The organism is Psychrobacillus sp. NPDC093180 (assembly GCF_044754065.1).
Classification (GTDB): domain Bacteria; phylum Bacillota; class Bacilli; order Bacillales_A; family Planococcaceae; genus Psychrobacillus.
The window spans coordinates 467,331-485,577 of the sequence record NZ_JBIVOJ010000001.1 but is presented as its reverse complement, the minus strand read 5'-3'; the positions used below and the strand labels follow the sequence as shown (position 1 = coordinate 485,577).

Here is an 18,247-nt window from a genome sequence, read left to right as displayed (position 1 = left end):
GGATTTTTTACCTTAACAAATCATAACATCTATGCTAGTTCATTCAAACAACTTTTTAACTATTGACTAATTACTAAAATGGTCCCCAATTGATCGAAACTGCAATAATTAGCGTAATGACAGCGATAACCATCCAAATTAGAAAAAGAGGGAACATCCATTTGAACCACTTGGTATATGGAATTCCAGCTATCGCAAGACTTGCCATTAATGTTCCTGACGTTGGAATAATACTATTGGTGAACCCGTCTCCGAACAAATAGGTTTGAACAGCAACCTGTCTCGTAACTCCAAGCATATCCGCCAAAGGAGTCATGATCGGCATAATAAGTACAGCCTGGCCGCTACCAGATGGTACGACAATACTAATAATTGTATTTGCAACGAACATCGCCATTGTAGCCATTATTGGCGAGAGGCCGGTAAATAAATTCGATAAAGCATACACAATTGTATCTAATACTTGTCCCTGCTCCAATACGACTAATATGGCACGTGCTGCTCCTACAATAAGTGCACCATACAATAATTTTTCTGCACCCTTCATAAAATGAATGATAAATTGATTGTAATGGATTTTTCCAATTACCCCGACCAAAATTGCAACACCTAGGAAGTACGCAGACATATGATCAAGCGTCCATTTGAACTGTATCGTACCATATACCATAAATGCAAAAGCAAGACCTACAAAAAGGAGAATCCCTTTATGTTTGTTCGTAAATTCACTATGTAGCTCACTTTCATCTAAATCTGATTCCTCTAAAAATGAATTAGAAAGTATGCTATTTTTAGGATCCTTTAACACTTTTTTAGCATAGCGCCATGTATACCAAATCGTAATCGAAACAATTACGACAAAAACAATAACACGGAACAGCAGCCCAGAAAATAGCGGCAACTCTGCGATTTTATGCGCTATACCTACTGAATATGGATTGATGAACCCAACGTTAAATCCTGCGAAAGTAGCACCAAAAGTAATCGCCACTGCAATAATGGGATCTAGACGCAATGCCTTGGAAATAATAAGCCCAATGGAAACAAAAGCGATGACCGAGTTAGCGACAGCCCCTACTGCTCCTCCCAAGGCAAAAAGAATTGTAATAACAGCTATTAAAATAAATTCATTTCCCCTCGTCTTATCTATCGCTTTCATTACAGCTGCCTTAATAGAACCCGTCGATTCAATGACTTCCATTAGCCCACCGATAAATAACACAAGAAATATTATACTGCCGGATTCTACCATTCCTTTTTGCATGGATAGAAGAATGTCCATCACTCCAACACCGCTACTCTCCACACTCTGATAAGTACCAGGAACGACCATCGTAAGCCCATCTTTTTCAACTCTTTCAAACTGTCCTGCTGGAACTAGATACGTAGCTATTGCAGCGATTAATAAAATGCCAAATAATAAAACGTACGTATCTGGCATTTTTAAAGAAAATCGTTTCTTGTTTTTTGTTGCAGCTTTCATAGGCTCCTCCTTCTGTAAAAAGCAAAGTCTTTCTTTTAAACATCATGAACCCAACAGCTTTAAGGTTGCATGCACAAACAAGTTTATTCCTTTTGAAAAAGCATCTTCGTCTAAATCGAAACGGGGATGGTGATGCGGGTAATCAGTTCCCTTTTCTTTATTTCCTGAACCTGTGAAAAAATAAGTACCTGGTGCCTTCTGTAAGAAAGCGGAGAAATCTTCTGCCCCCATATTAGGTTTCACCAAAACTAACGCTTCTTGTCCATAAAGCTCGCATACTGTTTCTTCGATTACACGGGTTATCTCATTATCGTTTATGACTGGTGCTGGACCTTCCATATACTCAAAATGATAAGTAGCACCATGAGCTTCCGTTATCCCTTTTACCACTCGTTCCATCAATTCAACAACCACTGCTCTAAGTTCCGTACTAAAGAGGCGAACAGTCCCCGCAATTTCAACCGATCCTGTAATAATATTCATTGCAGTCCCACCTGCAAATTTAGTGATGGATAAGACTAGTGTATCTAACGGGTCCACATTTCGAGAGACAATATGCTGTAAATTAGATACGACTTGTGCTCCTACAGCAATAGCATCGACCGTTTGATGCGGAAGACCTGCATGTCCACCTTGCCCCGTAATGGAAATAGTAAAGGTATCTGGAGATGCCATTACAGGACCAGCTGCCACTCCAATTTTTCCTGTTTCTAGTGGCGACCACAAATGAGCTCCAATGATCATATCTACTCCGTCCATAACTCCAGCCTGTACCATTTCTTCTGCACCACCAGGAGCTAACTCCTCCGCATGCTGAAATATAAAACGTACCTCGCCTTTCAATTGATCTTGCAATGTAGAAAGAATTTTCGCTGTTCCAAGTAAGATTGCCGTATGCCCATCATGACCACAAGCATGCATAACACCTGGATTTTGCGAGGAAAATGATAAGGAATTTTCTTCTTGAATAGGCAACGCATCAATATCCGCTCGAATTGCTATCACTTTCCCTGGCTGATTTCCGATCAGACGTGCCATCACACTGGTCTTCGTGGGACGTGAAACTTCTAAATTATCGAAAGACTGAAGAGTTTCATAAATAAATTGAGCCGTATTTTCTTCTTCAAAGGATAGTTCAGGATAGGTATGAAGATACCTTCTCCAAGCAATCACTTCATCCGTAATCTCCTCTATTAAAGGAGGAATTGCTGTATTTTTCATCATATTTTCTCCTCACAGTCTATGAAATAGCTTGCTTTAAAAACATAGATTTTATTTAGGTTCATTTTCGGCTATGACCAAAATTATATATTAATTGAGATATTTGAATCAAGTGTTAATTTTCTAAAATCTATAAATAAAATAAAAAAACAAGACCATTTAATGATCTTGTTTTAAAATAATTTGATAAATTTTTCTTGGTCTCCCCCTAGGGTGAGGGTTTTCTTCTCCGATCACTTGTGCAAATCCTTTAGACTCTAGCTCAGTCAAAATCCTTCTCGCACTTCTCGGCATAATACTCATATATTGTGCCAAATCATGAGCATTGATTTCTATCTTCCCAATTTTTCTTAAAATCGATTCCAATTTACTTAAAGTTGCTACACTTAGCGATGTTTGCTCGCTTAGTGCTTGAAGATGTTTCGTTGCATATCCATATGTAATCTGCTCAGGCTGGCCAAGTGGTCCAATAATTGTTTTATCGTCTAATACTACCATCGATGCGCCTTTATGAAATTCTTTTGCGTGCAATAATGCTGTCCCAGCATTGATCTCTGCCTCATAGACAGTTTGTCCAATTCCAATACCACTTGTTACTGCATCATGGCCTTTCAACTGAAGAATTGCGAAATCAGGGACAACAGTGAAATCTCTCGTCATTTCTCTTAAAAGTCCATGAGTGGTAAATATGACAAAACGGCCTGGTCCGGCAGATTTGAGCGAACCATTTATCTTTTTCGTATATTCCAATAGTTTTTCTGTCATTTTGATTTCGATTTTATAAATTTCATCCGTGCTAAAGGTATCTTTCGTTAAACTAGAAAAAGAATCGAATTCAATCATTTGCACCGCAATTTGTGTATCCTTAAAATGCATCGTCTCATGGGTTTGAAGAATGAGCGCTAAAGTTGAAACGACGGCAGATTGAGTAGGAAGTACTCGAAATGCAGGAACACCAAGCTTACTAAGTTCATATTGAGCATTTTTCAGACAAGTAACTGCAGCTAAGGTTTTGCCACTTTTCCAAAGTTCATAATGATACCTTACTACTTCATCCGTAAGTATCTCTTCTTCATAATGCTTTAAATACAAGGGCTTAGAAGCTATCTCTGATTCTAGGAAAACTCTTTCTAGTTCAGTAGGATGGAGAGTATCGAAGCTTAACTGTTCGAAAGGAATTTTCTGTTTATAGGCGATATGCAACAATGTTTTATACAAACTGGAGCCGGAAGAAGGAACATAAAACATTGGTTGTGTTATTCTTGACCATTTCTTTGCAAATCCATATGGAATTTGCCCAGAAAAAAGCCACATATCTACATCGCTCATATGCATGGTCAATTTCTCTATAATCTCTTCATCACGCCAATAAGAGATAGAAATACAACTGAATTCAGGATATTGACTAACAACTGACTCCATTATTTCAATAGAATCTTCCGCACCAAACAAGCCCAATCGAATTTTCTTCAATGTTACTCATCTGCCTTTCTATTAAAAGTTTTCAGTTTATTAATTATATAATTTTATCATAATGTTTTGCATTTCTCCTGCTAATCTTTTTCAATAATTAGACAAAGATAAACTCCCTAAAATTATACAGATTTATGTCCAAAATTACCATTTACTAATTTACCAATTGGTTGCCTTAGCCATAAAAAAACTCAAAACCGTTCAAAAAACGATTTTGAGTCACTTTTATTAGTATACAGATGTGTTCTCTTTTGTGATATTCTCCAAAATTTCTTTCACTCTTGCTAGGAAACGACCAGCAACTAAGCCGTCTAGTACACGGTGGTCAAGTGATAAACATAGGTTTACCATGTCTCGTGCTGCAATCATTCCACCATCCATTATAACTGGACGTTTTACAATCGATTCTACTTGAAGAATTGCCGCTTGTGGGTAGTTGATAATGCCCATAGACTGAACAGAACCAAATGATCCTGTGTTGTTTACAGTGAATGTACCACCTTGCATCTCATCTGATTTTAACTTACCAGAGCGAACTTTTGCAGCGAGTTCATTAACTTCACGAGCGATGCCTTTAATTGTTTTCTCATCAGCATTTTTAATGACTGGAACGAAAAGTGCATCTTCTGTCGCAACAGCAATGGAAATGTTGATATCTTTTTTCTGTATGATTTTATCACCAGCCCACATGGAATTCATCATTGGGAATTCTTTAAGAGCTTGTGATACAGCTTTTACGAAGAAAGCGAAGTACGTAACATTAAAGCCTTCTTTTTGTTTGAAATCATTTTTAATAGAGTCACGGTACTGAACCATATTCGTTACATCTACTTCGATCATTGTCCAAGCATGTGGAGCTTCATGCTTACTGCGTAGCATATTCGCTGCTATTGCTTTACGAACACCTGTAACTGGAATTTCAATATCTCCAGCTGATACAGGAACATTTACAGGAGCCGCTTTTGCTGGAGCTGTCACTTGAGCTTGTGGTGTTGCTTGTGTTTGCTCAACTTCTGGTTCAGCTTGTGCAGCTACTGGAATTTCTCCACTCTCAATGATTTTCAGTAGATCTTTACGTGTAATTCTTCCTTCATTGCCTGTTCCACTAACTAACGAAAGGTCAATTCCATGTTCTTGTGATAATTTTAGTACTGCTGGTGAATAGCGAGCTTTTGCTCCTTTGTCACGGTTAACTGGTGTAGCATGCTTTTGTACTTCTGCTGGTTTGACTGTTTCAGCAGTTGGTTGTTCTGGAGCGGCTTCCACTACTTCTTCGGTAGCTCCACCTTCTGTTTCTATCGTACAAACGATTTCTCCAACCGCTAGTGTATCTCCTTCGTTTGCGATAAGCTCTTTAATAACTCCTGTAAAAGAAGAAGGTACTTCAGCTGTTACTTTGTCTGTATTTACTTCCGCTAAAGCGTCGTATTTATTGACATGATCGCCTGGTTTTACCAACCATTTTTCGATTGTACCTTCCGTTACACTTTCACCAAGTTGAGGCATTTTTATTTGTTCTAAAGCCATGTATGTTCCTCCTTAATATTCCGCTAGGTCGCGCATCGCTTTTTCGACTTTATCTGGATTGATCATAAAGAATTTTTCCATTGTTGGCGCATACGGCATAGCAGGAACATCTGGTCCAGCAAGACGCATAATCGGTGCATCTAGATCAAATAAGCAGTTTTCTGCAATAATTGCCGCTACTTCACTAATGACACTGCCCTCTTTGTTATCTTCTGTTACCAAAAGAACTTTTCCTGTTTTAGAAGCCGCTTCTATAATCCCCTCTTTATCTAATGGATAAATTGTCCGTAAGTCAAGAATATGTGCAGAAATTCCGTCTTTTTCTAAACGTTCTGCAGCTTGTAGGGCAAAGTGAACAGCAAGACCATACGTAATAACCGTAATGTCTTCGCCTTCACGTTTTACATCAGCTTTTCCGATTTCAATCGTATAATCCTCTTCCGGAACTTCCCCTTTAATAAGACGATACGCTCTTTTATGCTCAAAGAACATAACTGGATCTTCATCGCGAATAGCTGCTTTTAATAATCCTTTTGCGTCGTACGGAGTAGAAGGAATAACAATTTTCAATCCTGGTTGATTCGCAAAAACCGCTTCCACTGATTGTGAGTGATAAAGAGCACCATGAATCCCTCCGCCAAACGGGGCACGAATAACAATTGGACAAGTCCAGTCATTATTCGAACGATAACGAATACGCGCAGCTTCTGAAATAATTTGATTGACTGCAGGCATGATAAAATCCGCAAACTGCATCTCCGCAATTGGACGAAGCCCGTACATTGCAGCACCAATACCAACACCTGCAATGGCAGATTCAGCAAGAGGTGTGTCTAAAACGCGATATTCACCGAATTCATCATAAAGGCCATTCGTCGCTTTAAAAACGCCGCCTTTTCTACCTACGTCTTCTCCAAGAACGAATACGCGCTCATCGCGAGTCATTTCTTCTTTCATTGCAAGTGTAATTGCATCGATATAAGACATGATTGCCATTATGCGTTCCCCCCATCTTTTTCTGCATATACATGTTTCAATGCATCTTCTGGAGCAGCATATGGTGCGTTTTCTGCATAATCTGTTGCCTCATTTACTTCCTTCATGATGCGGTCGTTAATTTCTTTTTCTAATTCCGCAGTTAATATATCATTATCTCTTAAATATTTTGCGAACGTGATTAGCGGATCTAATGCTTTCCCTTCTGCAATGTCCTCCGCAGTACGGTACTGACGATCATCATCATCTGAAGAATGTGCCGTTAAACGATAGGTTACCGCTTCGATTAAGCTTGGTCCTTCTCCGTTACGAGCACGATCTGCCGCTTCTTTTACTACTTTATAAACCTCAATCGGATCTTTTCCATCTACCCTCACACCTGGCATTCCGTAACTAGATGCACGGTCTGCAACCGTTTTACTCGCAACTTGTCTTTCAAAAGGCACAGAAATAGCATAGTTATTGTTTTCAACCATAGTGATACATGGCAATTGGTGAACTCCTGCAAAGTTTAATCCTTCATGGAAATCTCCTTGGTTAGAAGAACCTTCTCCTAACGTTACAAACGTAATAAAATCCTTCTTTTCAATTTTTGCAGCTAAAGCAACTCCCACTGCATGTGGTAATTGAGTAGTAACCGGTGAAGAGCCTGTTAGAATTCTATTTTTCTTTTGACCAAAATGACCTGGCATTTGACGACCGCCAGAGTTTGGATCTTCCGCTTTTGCAAAAGCGGATAGCATTAAATCTTTTGCCGTCATACCAAAGTGTAAAACAACACCCATATCACGGTAATACGGTGCAATATAATCTTTTGTATTATCCAAAGCAAATGCTGCTCCTACTTGTGCTGCTTCTTGCCCTTGACAAGAAATAACAAAAGGTATTTTACCTGCCCGATTTAATAACCACATACGTTCATCGATACGACGTGCCATAAGCATCGTTTCAAACATTTTTAACACATCTTCATTTGTTAACCCTAATTCTGCGTGACGATTTGTTGTCATATAGAACTCCTCCTTATTACATATGAATAGCTTTACCATCTACGGCAAGTGCCGCTTCTCCCATAACTTCACTCAGTGTTGGGTGTGGATGAATCGTATGTGCGATTTCCCAAGGAGTTGCATCCAGAACCATAGCTAGACCTGCCTCTGAAATCATATCTGTTACATGAGGTCCAATCATATGAACACCTAATATATCATCTGTTTTCTTATCTGCAACGATTTTGACAAAACCATCTGATTCGCCATAAACAAGCGCTTTTCCAATCGCTTTAAAAGAGAATTTACCAACTTTCACATCAAATCCTTGCTCTTTTGCTTGTTGCTCTGTAATTCCAACACTAGAGGCTTCTGGATTTGAATAAATACAACGTGAAACTAGTTTGTAGTCAATTGGTGAAATGTCGTTACCCGCGATATGCTCTATAGCTGTAATACCTTCGTGACTTGCCACATGTGCTAGTTGGAGACCTCCAATAACATCGCCAATAGCATAAATATGTGATTCTTTTGTTTGGAATGTTTCAGATACTTGGATAAATCCTTTTTCTACAACGATATCGGTATTTTCAATACCAATACCTTCAACATTTGCTTGGCGACCAACTGAAACAAGCATTTTCTCAGCTGTAAATGTTTTATTTTCTCCATTTACTTCTGCTGAAATGGTGACTTGATCGTTTGCCGTTTCCAATGTGTCTGGAAGTACTTTTGCACTTGTTGCAAAAGTGACTCCTTTTTTAGTAAGTAATTTTTGCATTTCTTTAGAAATATCTTTGTCTTCTGTTGGTATAATACGGTCCGCATACTCTATAACGGTCACTTTGACTCCGAAATCATTTAACATAGAAGCCCACTCAATGCCAATTACACCACCACCTACTATTAAAATTGATTGTGGCAATTTAGTCATCGCAAGTGCTTCATCTGAACTCATAACAAATGTTCCATCAATTGTTAGCCCCGGTAAAGTACGTGGTCTGGAACCTGTGGCAATCACTACGTTTTTAGGGATAAGCATTTCGTTTTCATCACCATTATTCATTTCGACTGAAATTGTTCCACCTGGCGATGGAGAAAAAATTGAAGGACCAAGCATTCTTCCTGTACCTTCTAACACATCAATTTTACCTTTTTTCATGAGTCCCTGAACGCCTTGATGTAATCCGCTAACAATCGATTCTTTACGAGCCTGCACACGGCTGAAGTCCAGTGTCACTTCTCCTGTGTTTACACCGAAGTCTGCTGCATGATTTTTTGTTGTTGCATATACTTCTGCGCTACGAAGCAATGCTTTACTTGGAATACATCCTTTATGTAAACATGTACCTCCAAGATTTCCTTTTTCTACAATTGCAGTTTTCAATCCTAATTGAGCTGCCCGAATAGCAGCCACATAACCGCCTGTACCGCCACCAATGATGACTACATCATATTCTATTGCCACGACTTTGCCTCCTTAATACTGAACAAAACCAATTTAGAACGAAGAAGGCCGCTTTTTTCAAAGTCGGCCCATCATTTGGTTATCATTTATTTTCTATGATCCGTCTATTTAATATTATCGATTGGTAATAATATGTTTGCCATTTTGTAAAAATTGGCTACGAGATTTCCCAACACGCTCAATGCGTTCTTCAGCAAGTCGGTCTGCTGCTACATATGTTGGAATCTCATCTCTTTTAGAAATAGCGAAAATCTTTTCAATTGTATCATATATCCCAGAAACACGTTTCATTGCACGATCATGATTGTAGCCATATAATTCGTCTGCTACGTTAATCACGCCACCTGAATTGATCACATAATCTGGTGCGTAAACAATGCCCATTTCATGGATGATATCCCCATGTTTTGTATCTTTTAATTGGTTATTTGCAGAACCTGCAATTACTTTTGCTTTAAGTTGCGGAATTGTGTTGTCATTAATAATTGCACCTAGTGCACATGGTGCGAAAATATCTGCATCTTGAGAGTAAATTTCATCTACTCCAACTTGAACAGCATCAAACGCATTTACAGCACGGTCAACTGAAGCCTGGTTAATATCAGCAACAATTAGCTTTGCACCTTCTTTGTGTAAATAATCGCATAATGTGTATGCAACATTTCCTACACCTTGAACAGCAACTGTTTTGCCTTCAAGTGAATCAGAACCAAAAGCCTCTTTTGCAGCAGCTTTCATCCCTACATATACTCCATAAGCAGTTACTGGTGATGGGTTACCCGATGAACCGAATGCTTCTGAAATACCAGTTACATAATTTGTTTCTTCATGAATAATATCCATATCTGCTACTGTAGTACCAACATCTTCTGCTGTAATATAACGACCGTTTAGCCCTTGGATGAAACGACCAAATGCGCGGAACATTTCTTCGTTTTTATCTTTCAATGGATCACCAATAATAACTGTTTTCCCGCCACCAAGATTTAGACCAGCAGCAGCATTTTTGTAAGTCATTCCTTTTGCTAAGCGTAGAGCATCTTCAATCGCCTCTTCTTCAGACGCATAATTCCACATACGAGTTCCACCAAGTGCAGGTCCAAGCGTAGTGTCATGAATTGCAATAATTGCTTTCAATCCTGATGTTTTGTCTTGGCAAAAAACTAATTGCTCATAATCGTAAGTCTCCATATATTTGAAAATTTCCATGTGTAATTCCTCCTAGATAGTAATTTCTGTTATATATATAAATACCCCTTGTTACGTGAAAATAACTCCCATTTTAAACTAACTGATATTTTTCTAACTTATAATATAGTGTGCGAAGAGAAATTTGAAGTTTTTTAGCTGTTTGCGATTTATTTCCCCCGGATGCTTTAAGCGCCCGCGCTAATACTTTCTTTTCCATCTCATCCATTTGTTCTGCTAGCGTGCCAATCGGCTCATCATCGTCATTATTCTCTAACGCAAGCATCGACTTTGGTAGATGCTGTTCTTCGACAAAACGATCGTTCGGCTGCAAGAAAATCATTGAACGACTAATAATGTTTTCAAGTTCTCGCACATTTCCGGGCCAATTATAATCAAGTAAGCTTTCCATCGCTTCCTTTGTGAACCCTTCCACATTCCGACCAAATTCTTGGTTTAGCTTCACTAGTAAATGTTCTGCTATTATCGGAATATCTTCTTTACGCTCACTTAATGCAGGAATATGGATAGGCATTCGATTTAATTGGAAATAAAAATCTTCTCTAAATGTGCCTTCACGCATTGCTTTTTCTAGATTTAAACTACTAGATGCAATAACTCGTACATCTACAGGAATAGAAGAAGTCCCTCCAACCCGAATGATAATATCCTCTCGTAAAACGCGAAGCAATTTTGCTTGCGTCTTTTTCGTAAGTTCCCCAACTTCGTCCAAGAAAATAGTACCATTTACAGCATTTTCGATTAGTCCTGCTTGACTCAATCCGTTTTCTTCAAATCCAAATAATTCTTTTTCTAATAAATGTTCTTCCAAAGCACTGCAATTAACCCGGATAAACGGATGAGACGCTCTGGGACTTTCACTATGAATAGCATGAGCAAATAAATCCTTTCCTGAACCAACCTCTCCCCTTAAGAGGACGGTAACAGGTACGCTTGCTGCTAGTCTTGCTTGATCAATCGCAAAATTTATCTGTTTCGAGGTTCCCGAAATATCCTTTAAAGAATACGATAATCCCAATGTGCGAATAAGCGTTTTTGCACGATCCAGCTCTTTCATCAAACCACGCATCTCAGTCATGTCATGGATTACACCGACACTTCCCTTTAGCTCGCTATTTACAATGATCGGTGCAACATTTACAATCACTTCTTTTTTCTGTTTTCCAACTCGAAGATTCACCCCACGAATCGGCTTTTTCGTTTGCAACACTTTTAAATGAATACTTTCCCCTTCAGAAATATCCGCTGTCGCAGGCCTGCCGATTACTTCTTCTTCGCTAAAACCAGTAATTCGAGTATAGGCAGGGTTAATAAGAATCCCTTTTCCTTCTTCATCCACTACGGATATTGCGTCATCACTCGAATGTATAATGGCCTCTAGCATTTTTTGAATTTCTGTTAAATTGGTAATCTCTTCTGCAAGACGAAGCACCTCTGAAATATCCTTAAATACTGCAAATGCACCGATCCTTTTTCCCTCTTCATTAATCATCGGATACCTTGACGTAACAATTTTGGTACCGCTTTCAAGAGTGAGTTCTTTGTTTAATTCGACACTACCAGTCTCGAATATTCTCGGTAATTCACTTAAACCAATTACTTCATGCACATGCTTCCCAATTGCCTTTTCTCTTGGCATTTTAGTCATTTTTTCTGCACTTTTATTGAAAAAATTGACGATTCCCCGGTCGTCTATCCCAATCATGCCTTCTTCGATGGAGTTAAAAATTAATTCTTGCATCATTTTTTTACGATCGATGATTTGAATATAATCATCTTTCTCTTCCAATAACGTAACGATTAAGTTAGCAATTTCACCTGGTATAATAACCGCGGTAGCAGGTCTATTTACAAGAAGTTCTTGAAAAACCTCTTTTTTTCCTGTCACATCAATGATGATTTGAATATTTCCGCTTAAAAGTGGTTTCCAATCTGAATAAGTTGGAATCTTATGCTCTTTTGCGTAAATTATTCCAGGAGCTTCTTCGTTGATATCAACAATTGCTGTTACTTGTAAGTAATCCGCCTGTTCCATCAACTTCAGAAGTGCATATCCACCGTTACCTGCACCTACAATGAGTATGTTTTGCAAAAATATGCACACCCCCGTTTTCTTTTTCGCAACTTATTGCACTTCTCATTTATCATAACGTAAGTTTCTTTCGTTGACAATCATATTCTTGCATGTAAAATTAAAAATGAAGGAACAGGAGTGAAGAAAATGGGTCGTTTAGCGGCTTTAATCGTGTTATTAATTCCTGGTATTTTAGCAGCGTTCGGGATTAAATTAATGAGAGATACGTTTTTCGGATTACAGATTCTCCCTATTGGAGGCTTGGCCATACAATTTATAAGCGGAATTATTTTCACTGTTTTAGGGTTAGGCTTCTTTGCTGGATTTTTATTGAACAGGGATCGAAAGAACGGAAAAGTAGCTCCACGATTTCAAAAGAAGAAGGAATCTTGACTTTCTAAGTCAGATTCCTTTTTTGTCGCTGTATAACTTTTTCTGGAAAATCTGTAATCCATCCTATGACGGATTCATGTGGATGGACGATATACTTTTCATTTCCTTTTACATTATAAAAGCGAAGTGGGAATCCTTCGTTCCATATTCTATACATTAACTCCGAATCATAAAATCTTTTGTTTAAATGGATCGCATCCCATTTTCTGATAGATAAAATATAATCCCAATCGGAGTTTTTTTTCCCGATAAAAGCTGTTTTGACGTTCAAACCAAGCGCATGAATTGCTTGCAATATACTAAATTCGAAAGAAGAAAAATGTACATCTTCTATCCCTTTTGTTTTTTCTACAACTTCTACAATCTTCTCAATTTTCCCCAAAAACGATTCCTTCAGTTCAATATTTAACTTTATACCGGTAGGAGCCACTAGTTGGATAAACTGATCGAATGTCATTACTCGACTGTACCAAAATTTACGATACAACGGACTTCCTAATTTAAGCTGTAAAATTTCTTCAGCTGTCATATCCGTAATACGTCGACTATTTCCAGCTAATCTAAAAAAGTCAATATCATGCGTAACGAATGCAACACCATCTGCAGAAAGCTGTAAATCAATTTCGATTCCATCTACTCCTAACATTAACACTCGCTTGAAAGCTTTTAAAGAATTCTCTACTGCACGATTTGGAGCTCCACGGTGTGCATATACGGGTATTTTAGACATTTAACTCCCCATTTTCTATTTTAAATTTCCCTTTCGTAGGATTTGATAACACAGAAGATTTGTAGCCTATTTGAATCATTGTCCCAGCATTTGCTTCTTTTGTAATATGAATATAATAATCATTAGACTGTCGTAACGTTCTTAAAATACGCTTAATCTCTGTATCGATTTCTTTTATTTCCACTTGCAATTGATTGTACTTTTGCTTTGTTTGTTCGAAAACAGCTATCTGTTGCACAGTAAAGGCATTTTTTAATTGGTCGATTTGAATTTCCAACTTCGACATTTCCTCTTGTAGTTTTATCATTTTCTGCGCTTTCTCTTTTGCGTTTTCTTTTAATATTTTCCGATCAATCCCTTGGACAATCAGTTCCGTTTTTCTTTCCAAACTATTACCAGAATATGCAGCGGTTATCGAATTGACCGCTATCGTCTTTCCACCAATAATTTTCCCTTTACGCTCATCGAGGAGGATTTGGTTGGCTGAAATAATAGAGCCGAGCGCATAAAATCCAATATTAATAGTATCTTTTGCTTCTAAAGTACATTCGTTCGCATGTTTAACAAAAATATTTTTGTATGCTTCGACTTTTGTAACACCGCGTCCGAAAATGCCTCCTCTTATAAAGACATCTCCTTCTGTAGATTTTATCAATTCCGCCGCATTTACTCCTACTTTTCCATCAATCGATATGTCTCCTGATGCGATAACTGAATATCCTGCCATCACCGTACCTTTCACCTGTATCGAACCATCAAATGTTAGATTTCCCGTTTCTAATCCAACATCTCCATCAATGACTAAATGTTTTTGAACGGATAGTACGCCATTTATCTCTCCTATAATACCCTTTGTTTTAGAACGAAGCACTGTTTTTCCGTCTTCCTCTACTTCGTATGCACTTTTTGTATCATATTTTAATTTTATATCATCTCCTGGTTCGGCCGGTACGTTTTCCCCAACTATATTTATGCCATCTACCCCTTTTTGGGGTGGGATTTTTTCTCCCAACCAGGAACCTTCTTTTATTTCGACAATAAAATTCATGTCAAAAAAGTCTGCGTTACCATCCTCTTTAATGACAGGCCTTTTTTCTGCTTGATCCAAATATGTCACTTTCGCATTTTCCCCTTTTTGAGGAGGTAAACCTGTTGCAACTATGTATGTTTTTCCTGACTTAACATTTAGTAAATCGATTGGTTTATGACCATAGATGATCTGTTGTTCCTGCAATACTTTTTGAATGTTTGTATGAATTTCTGCTAAATTTTCTTGGATGTATGCCTGCGATTCATAAATTGTAAGAAGTGCTTCCATTTTATCTGCACTTATTTCTAACTCCATGCTTTCAATCCAACTACCTATCTCAATAGGATCATCCGTTTTATGTTCCATTGCATTTTTTAACGCTAAAAAATTTGATACTTTCAGACGGGTGTGCTTGCGTGTCAATTCATCAAATTTCTTCAAGTTATATCCACCATTAGTTATCGCTATGAACACACGTCCATTATTTTCAGTTAATGTAATTTCTTCATTTTGTTCGATAATTTTCAAGTTCACACTTCCTCTCCTGCATTATTATACGTCTAATAATGATTAACGTACGAAAAAAATAGGACAGTAGCTGAATTTCCACAATAATACCTAACTCAGTCACAAAATAATGAAAACTCACAAAATAAAACAGTACTTAAGTTATATCTGTCTTAGTTTTAATTAAGACTAAATATATAATCATTCTATCTTCCATATGAATTCGAAGATATTACCCCTATATAAAGTTGAAATTAAATCACTCACTTAAAATTCAACAGCCTATGTTTTATACTGCACTTATGCCCTGCAGCTTTATGAGCAAGGACAGAAATCTTCAAAAGATCTAACAGACCTGTCGTGTGTGCAATTTAGCTTATGGTAACGATAAAATAGAAAGTATCACATTATAGAGAAAATTGAATGAAGTATCCGCTTGGATTTAGGACGGCGGCGCTTCGTCTCAAGTGACAGCAGGTTATCGTCTGCCTCGCTTTCTCACAGAAGTCTCGCGCCGCCGCACTAAATCCCTCCAATTAAGTAGTTGCAGAATAAGTATCTCCAATAAATGGCTAAGGGCAACCAAACAGCTCTCAAGAGCAATCAGTTCTAGTCTGAGAGCAACCACACGACTGTTGAGAGCAACTAGCTCTTGTCTGAAAGCAACCAAATTACTCCTGAGAGCAACCAATTTTCATAAAACAAGTTTACTTGGAGTGAGACTCTAATAATAATGACATATTGACTGGGATTACTTTACAAAAAGCATCAACTTGTTGGCTTTGTCATTTTCAAGAGGAAGTTTGTCGCGTTCACGGTATCTTATGTCTCATTGAACCATTTACTGGAATATTATGTGAATCTATCCGCGCATAATAGATGTTATCGGATTAGCTAGACCTATTGTTTTTCAGTCCAGGGCGGAAAGTCTCCACCCTGAAATGAAAATTTTAACCCCACTTTATTTATTTCTCTCCCGTAGTTTTCCTATACTGATCAATAGGCTATAGAGCTTATAACATTCTAAGCCATAAAAAAACCAGCGAATCAATAATTCGTTGGTTAAGGTTATATATAATTAGTCCATTATTACCAACGATTAACTAGCCATGTTCTCCATGCGAATTTTATCTGCAATCATCGCGATGAACTCAGAATTGGTAGGTTTTGACTTTAAATGGTGAACTGTGTATCCAAACATTTTCGAAATAGTTTCGTAGTTTCCACGATTCCATGCGACTTCGATCGCATGTCGAATTGCACGCTCTACACGAGATGGTGTCGTTTGAAATTTTTTAGCGATTTCTGGATATAATACTTTCGTAATGGAGCCGAGTAACTCAACATCCGAGTAAACCATTTGGATCGCCTCGCGTAAATACGAGTACCCTTTAATATGTGCAGGCACTCCAATTTCTTTAATAACGTTTGTAATTGTATGATCAATCATCCGTTTACTTTGTGCTGCTTCTTTTTCTGGATTAGACTTCACAGGAATGTCTTGGACAAATTCTTTTTTGCCGGCAACTTGCTTTATTTGTGTAACGAGACGATCAAATTCAAACGGCTTTAACATAAAATAGGCTGCCCCTAGATCTACCGCCTGCTTCATGACATCTTCTTGTCCAAAAGCCGTTAGCATAATAATTTGGATATCGTTTAATTGGTTATTTTTTTGTAAGCTATCCAGTACTGCGATTCCATCCAAATGAGGCATAATAATGTCCAGTAAAAGGACGTCTGGTTTTTTAGATTCTAATAATTCCAAGCAAAGCTTCCCGTTACTCGCAGTACCAATAACTTCTATTTCTGGATGTTGTTCAAAATAAGCACCCATTGTCCGTAGTAAGTCTTTGTTGTCGTCTACAATTGCAATTTTAATTTTTTCCATCATACTCATCCACCTTTATGTTTTTTGACTTTAGTACTATTCGCTATTTTTAGACTACTTCCTTTATTTTTGTTAAAAATAAGCCTTTCCTATTACAGTTTCTACCTTTTTCGATAATTAAATAATTGTTTCGACAATTTCGTCCATTTCTCTCTAGCTACATTGTAACTTCTCTTCATGAAAAAGGGTAGACCCAATTTCGGTCTACCCTCATAATCATTTTCATGGATTTTTTTTCATCATTTCAGTAATTGCTAGTGCCGCACCATTCTTAGGCTTGTCCACATACATATGTGTTACGACACCGATTAGTTTATCTTTTTGGATGATCGGACTTCCACTCATACCTTGTAAAATTCCGCCTGTCTTTTCTATGAGCGATTTATCGGTAACAGTGAATTGAAAAAGATGTCCATCGACCGAAGAAATATTTATCGAAAAGTCTTGTACTTTTTCACCATCGATGGATGTTCGCATAATTGCTTCACCTGACATTATTGTTTCTGCGTCTGCGATTTCTACTTGCTGCAATGGAATATTTTCTAGAGCATTATCCTCTAACTTACCAAATATGCCATATACATTGTTTTCATCGACACCGCCTATTGGCGAAGTATTTGCCTCATGGGATGTGATTTTATATCCTGGTTGACCTGGAATACTTTTCTTTATTTGTTCAATGGAAGATAAATAAATGGATCCTTCTGAAAACTTGGGAGTTACTCCTGTCGCATGGTCGACAATTTGATGTCCTAGTGCTCCAAATTCTTTTGTAGCGGGGTCAAAATACGTCAATGTGCCAATTCCTTCTGTAGCATCACGTAAAAAGGGGAGAAGTTTTAGAGTTTGTTCGGATGTAATTTCTTTTGTATGCATTTTTTTATTGTGCTCATACTGAATAGTAATTTGTTCTTTGTCTTTTACGTGCGTTTTTACATCCTCAACGTTTGATATCTTTTGATCATTAATTTGGTGAATGGAATCACCCGCGCGCAACCATTCTTCATCTGTAAGCATAACATCGTGACTAAGGAAAACAGCACCGTATTGAAGATCAATTTGTATTGATTGACCAAGTGGGACGACCGAGGTTTGCTCCGCAAAAGTAGGATTGCTTGCAAAGAATAATGTAATGAAAAGTATTGGCATTAGCGACCATTTACGATAGGTTTTTTTCATATTTCACCTCCTATACAAATACTATGTCCCGCAGAAAGAACTCTATGTGAGGTAAATAATTGATAAAAAATAAAGTA

14 protein-coding genes are annotated in these 18,247 nt (G+C 37.8%); 1 reads left to right on the top strand and 13 read right to left on the bottom strand.

Going from position 1 to position 18,247, the window contains the following annotated elements; all coding sequences use genetic code 11:
* Positions 1-73: 73 nt before the first annotated feature.
* The 9 genes from ACIP9W_RS02460 to ACIP9W_RS02420 all read right to left on the bottom strand — a co-directional run bounded on the left by ACIP9W_RS02460 (position 74) and on the right by ACIP9W_RS02420 (position 12,458).
* Complete coding sequence (locus ACIP9W_RS02460; protein ID WP_400785631.1) at positions 74-1,483, bottom strand: YfcC family protein; 1,410 nt, start codon at positions 1,481-1,483, stop codon at positions 74-76.
* Positions 1,484-1,525: 42 nt separating this feature from the next.
* Positions 1,526-2,704 (bottom strand): M20 family metallopeptidase, encoded by a 1,179-nt coding sequence (locus ACIP9W_RS02455; RefSeq protein ID WP_400785959.1) that lies wholly within the window; start codon positions 2,702-2,704, stop codon positions 1,526-1,528.
* 159 nt (positions 2,705-2,863) lie between these two features.
* The gene (locus ACIP9W_RS02450) at positions 2,864-4,126 is read right to left on the bottom strand and encodes an ArsR family transcriptional regulator (protein ID WP_400785957.1); all 1,263 of its coding nucleotides are present in this window, start codon (positions 4,124-4,126) and stop codon (positions 2,864-2,866) included.
* 279 nt (positions 4,127-4,405) lie between these two features.
* Positions 4,406-5,704, bottom strand: a complete 1,299-nt coding sequence (locus ACIP9W_RS02445; RefSeq protein ID WP_400785629.1) for a dihydrolipoamide acetyltransferase family protein — start codon at positions 5,702-5,704, stop codon at positions 4,406-4,408.
* Positions 5,705-5,716: 12 nt separating this feature from the next.
* Positions 5,717-6,700, bottom strand: coding sequence for an alpha-ketoacid dehydrogenase subunit beta (locus tag ACIP9W_RS02440; protein WP_282243274.1), 984 nt, complete (start codon positions 6,698-6,700; stop codon positions 5,717-5,719).
* Positions 6,700-7,710: a thiamine pyrophosphate-dependent dehydrogenase E1 component subunit alpha gene (locus ACIP9W_RS02435; protein WP_142538510.1), complete on the bottom strand. Its 1,011-nt coding sequence runs from the start codon at positions 7,708-7,710 to the stop codon at positions 6,700-6,702. The genes ACIP9W_RS02440 and ACIP9W_RS02435 overlap by 1 nt, the downstream gene beginning before the upstream one ends.
* A gap of 16 nt (positions 7,711-7,726) precedes the next feature.
* Positions 7,727-9,157 carry a dihydrolipoyl dehydrogenase gene (lpdA, locus tag ACIP9W_RS02430; RefSeq protein WP_400785627.1) on the bottom strand — a complete coding sequence of 477 codons (1,431 nt, stop codon included), beginning with the start codon at positions 9,155-9,157 and terminating at the stop codon, positions 7,727-7,729.
* A 114-nt stretch (positions 9,158-9,271) separates the two neighbouring features.
* Complete coding sequence (bcd, locus tag ACIP9W_RS02425) at positions 9,272-10,366, bottom strand: branched-chain amino acid dehydrogenase (protein ID WP_142538508.1); 1,095 nt, start codon at positions 10,364-10,366, stop codon at positions 9,272-9,274.
* A 73-nt stretch (positions 10,367-10,439) separates the two neighbouring features.
* Positions 10,440-12,458: a sigma 54-interacting transcriptional regulator gene (locus tag ACIP9W_RS02420; protein ID WP_400785624.1), complete on the bottom strand. Its 2,019-nt coding sequence runs from the start codon at positions 12,456-12,458 to the stop codon at positions 10,440-10,442.
* Between the two features lie 129 nt (positions 12,459-12,587).
* On the opposite strand from ACIP9W_RS02420, the gene ACIP9W_RS02415 reads away from it, so the two are divergent.
* Positions 12,588-12,833 carry a DUF2627 domain-containing protein gene (locus ACIP9W_RS02415; protein WP_400785622.1) on the top strand — a complete coding sequence of 82 codons (246 nt, stop codon included), beginning with the start codon at positions 12,588-12,590 and terminating at the stop codon, positions 12,831-12,833.
* Between the two features lie 4 nt (positions 12,834-12,837).
* On the opposite strand, the gene ACIP9W_RS02410 is transcribed toward ACIP9W_RS02415, so the two are convergent.
* The 4 genes from ACIP9W_RS02410 to ACIP9W_RS02395 all read right to left on the bottom strand — a co-directional run bounded on the left by ACIP9W_RS02410 (position 12,838) and on the right by ACIP9W_RS02395 (position 18,170).
* Positions 12,838-13,563 (bottom strand): glycerophosphodiester phosphodiesterase, encoded by a 726-nt coding sequence (locus tag ACIP9W_RS02410; RefSeq protein ID WP_400785620.1) that lies wholly within the window; start codon positions 13,561-13,563, stop codon positions 12,838-12,840.
* Positions 13,556-15,127: a FapA family protein gene (locus ACIP9W_RS02405; protein ID WP_400785618.1), complete on the bottom strand. Its 1,572-nt coding sequence runs from the start codon at positions 15,125-15,127 to the stop codon at positions 13,556-13,558. Before ACIP9W_RS02405 ends, ACIP9W_RS02410 begins: the two co-directional genes overlap by 8 nt.
* 1,072 nt (positions 15,128-16,199) lie before the next feature.
* On the bottom strand, positions 16,200-16,991 hold the full coding sequence (gene spo0A, locus ACIP9W_RS02400) for a sporulation transcription factor Spo0A (RefSeq protein ID WP_400785954.1): 792 nt from the start codon (positions 16,989-16,991) through the stop codon (positions 16,200-16,202).
* A 222-nt stretch (positions 16,992-17,213) separates the two neighbouring features.
* Entirely contained in the window at positions 17,214-18,170 is a 957-nt protein-coding gene (locus tag ACIP9W_RS02395; protein WP_400785616.1) for a SpoIVB peptidase S55 domain-containing protein, read from the bottom strand.
* Between the last annotated feature and the right edge of the window lie 77 nt (positions 18,171-18,247).